This is a genomic window from Nocardiopsis sp. TNDT3, from assembly GCF_003427465.1.
Lineage (GTDB): Bacteria > Actinomycetota > Actinomycetes > Streptosporangiales > Streptosporangiaceae > Nocardiopsis > Nocardiopsis dassonvillei.
In genome coordinates this window covers 1-3,545 of the sequence record NZ_QPFC01001358.1, presented here as the reverse complement: position 1 = coordinate 3,545, position 3,545 = coordinate 1, and the positions used below count along the sequence as shown (strand labels likewise).

Below are 3,545 nucleotides of genomic sequence, written 5' to 3'. Positions count from 1 at the left end.
CGGGGGCGGATGTTGAACAGTTGGGCGACTTCGCCGGGGGTGAAGACGTCGGGGCGGCCGTCGAGAAGGTAGCTGTAGTCGGGCATGAGGCGCTTTCCGTGTTCGGCGGGCGGGCGTGGCGCGAGGCAGTGCCGTTCCTCAGACCTTGGTGCTGGGAGCCCCGGCCCACTGGTGCCCGGAGCGGTCGATGAGGGCGCGCACTGTCAGGGGTTCGCCCGCGTTCCCTGTCCAGTCCCAGGACACCGACAGCTCGTCCAGCATCAGCAGCCCGTTGCCGGTGGCCTCCAGCGGTTCCGTGGGCTTTCGCGGACGCGGAAAGCGGATGGGCTGGTCCGGCCGGGGTCCGTCGTCGGTGACCGTCAGGGTGTAGGTGTGGGGCTTGCGGTGCAGCGTGACCCGGACGGTGCCGCCTGGGTCGCCGGACCGGCTGTGCTGCTGCGCGTTGGTGACCAGCAGGCTCACGGCCAGCACCAGCGGAAAGGCCGCACGGCGCGGGGAGCGGGCGTTGCGGTAGGCCCAGTCCCGGGCGATCCCGACGTGGCGGGGATCGCTGCCCAGGACGATGCCGCAGCGGTCGGAGTCCTCGAACCGCATCCGCCAGGGCGGTTGGAGCGTCAGCGTTCGACGGCCGGGAACGCCTTCCGGGGTGGACTGACGAGGGATAGCCTGGTTCATGTTCGTACCTGTTGTCGTGAGAAGCACGGGTTCCGGACCAGGTCCCGGGGTTGTCAGTACAGCCGCCGGGACTTTTCTTCGGCCGTCGTCACAGTCTCATCAGAGAGCTCGCCTGATCTAGCGATCGGCGGGAAATGCGAAATTCTCAGGTAAACCCTTTTGGTGCCTGATGGCGGACTGGTAAGAACCTGTGCATGGCGAACGAGGTCGATCCGAAGGCTCGGAAGTTCGGCGCCGAGGTGCGCCGGTTCCGCGAACAGGCGGGACTTTCGCAGAGCAGGCTTGCAAGCCTGCTACCAGCGTCCCAGGCGACGGTCAGTGATATCGAGCTGGGAAAGACACCTGCCAAAAAGGACACAGCGGAACGAATTGACCAGGCGCTTAACAGCGATGGTCGACTGGTCGCCGTGTGGGAGGAACAGCACGAGGCCTACACGCCGCCGGACTGGTACAGGAAACTGCCAATCGTGGAGCAACGGGCGACCCAGGTTCATGAGTATCAGCCCCTTCTCATTCCAGGGCTTCTACAGACACGGGGCTACGCAGGTGCCTCGATCAGAGCGAGCAACCGAGCAGACTCACAGACGGCAGTAGAGACCAAGGTGGCAGAACGCACCGAGCGCCAGTCGATCCTGCGCCGCGATGACCCACCCTTCTTCTCGGTCACCCTGGATGAGACCGTGCTTCATCGCCGTCTTGGCGACCCTGAGATCATGAGGGAACAGTTCGGGCACCTGCTGGAGGTCTCCACTTGGAGCAGAGTGGAGATCCTGATCATCCCGTCTGGCACCTGGGACCATCCGGGACTGGACAACGGGTTCAAGCTGCTGAGAGTCCCGGACGCCGGAATGCTCCTGTACACGGAGACAAAATCAGCCGGGGGCGTGGTCGTCGATGCGAACACAGTCGATGAGCACGTCTCACTGATGGGGGACCTGCGGGGGTTCGCGCTCCCTCCGGATCAGTCACGGTCGCTGATCAAGAAAGCACTAGGAGAAGTCGAGTGATCACCGAAGGAACGTGGCACAAGTCCACCTACAGCGCTGGCGACACCAACTGTGTGGAGACTCGCCTGACCACCCCCTCATGGCACAAGTCCACTTACAGCAGGGGCGACACCAACTGTGTCGAGGTCGCCGAGGGCTTCACCACGGCCATGCGGGACACGCAGAACCGCGAGCTCGGACACCTGTCATTCGCGGCCAGCGAGTGGACCGCGCTCGTGGACTCGCTCAAGAGCTTCGGTTAGCCACCGGGAGCTACGGGGCGGTACTCCGCCAGGGGTACCGCCCTTTTCAGGTCGCCGCCCGGCCTCCCGCGTTCTGGCCATCCGTATCCTCGGGCGGGCCGGTGATGAGCGCGACCACCGTGCCTCCCCGGCGGAACCTTCCTCGCGCCGCCAGGTCGTAGACCCCGGCGAGCATCTTGGCCACGTAGATCCGTTCCAGCAGCACCCCGTGGCGCGCGTGGAACTCCCGGATGAAGGCGGCCAGCTCGGGCGGGTACTTGGCAAATCCCCCGAAGTGATAGCCAGTCTCGATCGACCAGTTGCCAGTGACCACTCCCGCGTCCTCCTGGAACCGGCGTACCTCCTCGTTGAGAAAGCCACCGCCCTTCAGCACCGAGAAACCGATGGCCTCCCGCCCGGCGGGCAACCCCGTCGCCAGGCCAGCGAGGGTTCCGCCCGTACCGCACGCACAGCAGACGGCGTCGAAGTCCGCGTCGATCTCGTCAGCGATCGTGGCGCAGCCGCGCACCGCCAGGGCATTGCTCCCGCCCTCAGGCAGCAGGTAGAAGTCACCGAACCGCTCGCGCAAACCGTCGATGACTTCAGGCGTGTGTTTGGCCCGATAGGTTGCCCGGTCCAGGTACTCCAGTCGCATCCCCTGTTCCGTGGCGTAGGCGAGCGACCAGTTGAGCGGCAGGTGCTCCTCGCCTCGAACGATTCCGATGGTCGAGAACCCGCACGTCCTTCCGGCCGCGGCCACCGCGCGGATGTGGTTGGAGTAAGCGCCGCCGAAGGTCAGCAGCGTGGAACGGCCCTGTTCGTGCGCCGCCTGAAGGTTGAGGTGGAGCTTGCGCCACTTGTTTCCCGGCACTTCGGCACTGATGAGGTCATCGCGCTTGAGCAGCAGGCGAACCCCGTACTCGCGCAGGAACTCGTCGTTGACCTCCTCCAACGGAGAAGGCAACCGCACGTCCGCGTGACCACAGCCCTTGAGCCCCATACGGGTCAGGCTAGTGCGGCGGCCGAAAGGCCGACTGGGTTGGGCGTCAAGCCACGACGACCGGGAAACGACATCCCACGAGACGACGCCTTTCCCTTGTACTCATGCAGCTGCGGGCATTCTCAACAAATGTCACCAATAACGACATTCAGGGCCATCTGCGCAGAACTCCAGGACAGCCGTGAAAGCGTTGATCATGCACCCTGAACTGCGACGATGCCGCCAACCCGAAATTACCCTGGAGTAGTTCGCAGAAAAGTTCGCTTCCACTCCGCCCCTGCCCTTAATCTGGCACCGGACACACAACTCCATCCACGCAATGACCCCGCGACGGTTACTCACCGTCCGGGGCCGTGGCCAGCAACAACCACCCTTTGAGACAAGGAAATTGCCAGCATGCGCCAGTTTAGCGCTGCGGCCCTGATCCGCGCCTTCGGCATGGTCAAGGCCCTCTTCGCGCCCCCGTGCGGACGCCACTCCGCCACCGGCGGCCGACGCCGCCGCTCCACCCGGGTCCGTCGCTACGTCCCGGTTCCCGCCCAGGTCCGCGCTCCGGTCGAGGCCACCGCACCTCCCGCACGAACCGACCGGGCTCCCGAACGCCCCGAGCGACCCAAGCACCCCAAGCGCCCCGCCGCTCCC

General features: G+C 65.3%; 4 protein-coding genes and 1 pseudogene. 3 read left to right on the top strand and 2 right to left on the bottom strand.

Annotated elements, in window-relative coordinates; translation table 11 throughout:
- Positions 1-138 precede the first annotated feature (138 nt).
- Entirely contained in the window at positions 139-675 is a 537-nt protein-coding gene (locus DQW06_RS27805; protein WP_232238593.1) for an ATP-binding protein, read from the bottom strand.
- A 194-nt stretch (positions 676-869) separates the two neighbouring features.
- Here DQW06_RS27805 and DQW06_RS27800 point away from each other — a divergent pair, with 194 nt between their 5' ends.
- Positions 870-1,682, top strand: coding sequence for a helix-turn-helix transcriptional regulator (locus DQW06_RS27800; RefSeq protein WP_071621034.1), 813 nt, complete (start codon positions 870-872; stop codon positions 1,680-1,682).
- Positions 1,679-1,924, top strand: coding sequence for a DUF397 domain-containing protein (locus DQW06_RS27795; protein WP_071621033.1), 246 nt, complete (start codon positions 1,679-1,681; stop codon positions 1,922-1,924). The genes DQW06_RS27800 and DQW06_RS27795 overlap by 4 nt, the downstream gene beginning before the upstream one ends.
- Before the next feature lie 46 nt (positions 1,925-1,970).
- Here DQW06_RS27795 and DQW06_RS27790 read toward each other — a convergent pair whose 3' ends face one another.
- Positions 1,971-2,903, bottom strand: coding sequence for a 1-aminocyclopropane-1-carboxylate deaminase/D-cysteine desulfhydrase (locus tag DQW06_RS27790; protein WP_117199591.1), 933 nt, complete (start codon positions 2,901-2,903; stop codon positions 1,971-1,973).
- A gap of 396 nt (positions 2,904-3,299) precedes the next feature.
- Here DQW06_RS27790 and DQW06_RS29055 point away from each other — a divergent pair.
- Positions 3,300-3,545, top strand: a pseudogene (locus DQW06_RS29055) (hypothetical protein); the annotation flags it as partial.

What these genes read in the sequence shown, in the direction of transcription:
- DQW06_RS27800 (WP_071621034.1), top strand. Translation starts at nt 870, where the DNA reads ATGGCGAACGAGGTCGATCCGAAGGCTCGGAAGTTCGGCGCCGAGGTG.
- DQW06_RS27790 (WP_117199591.1), bottom strand. Translation starts at nt 2,903, where the DNA reads ATGGGGCTCAAGGGCTGTGGTCACGCGGACGTGCGGTTGCCTTCTCCG.
- DQW06_RS27805 (WP_232238593.1), bottom strand. Translation starts at nt 675, where the DNA reads ATGAACCAGGCTATCCCTCGTCAGTCCACCCCGGAAGGCGTTCCCGGC.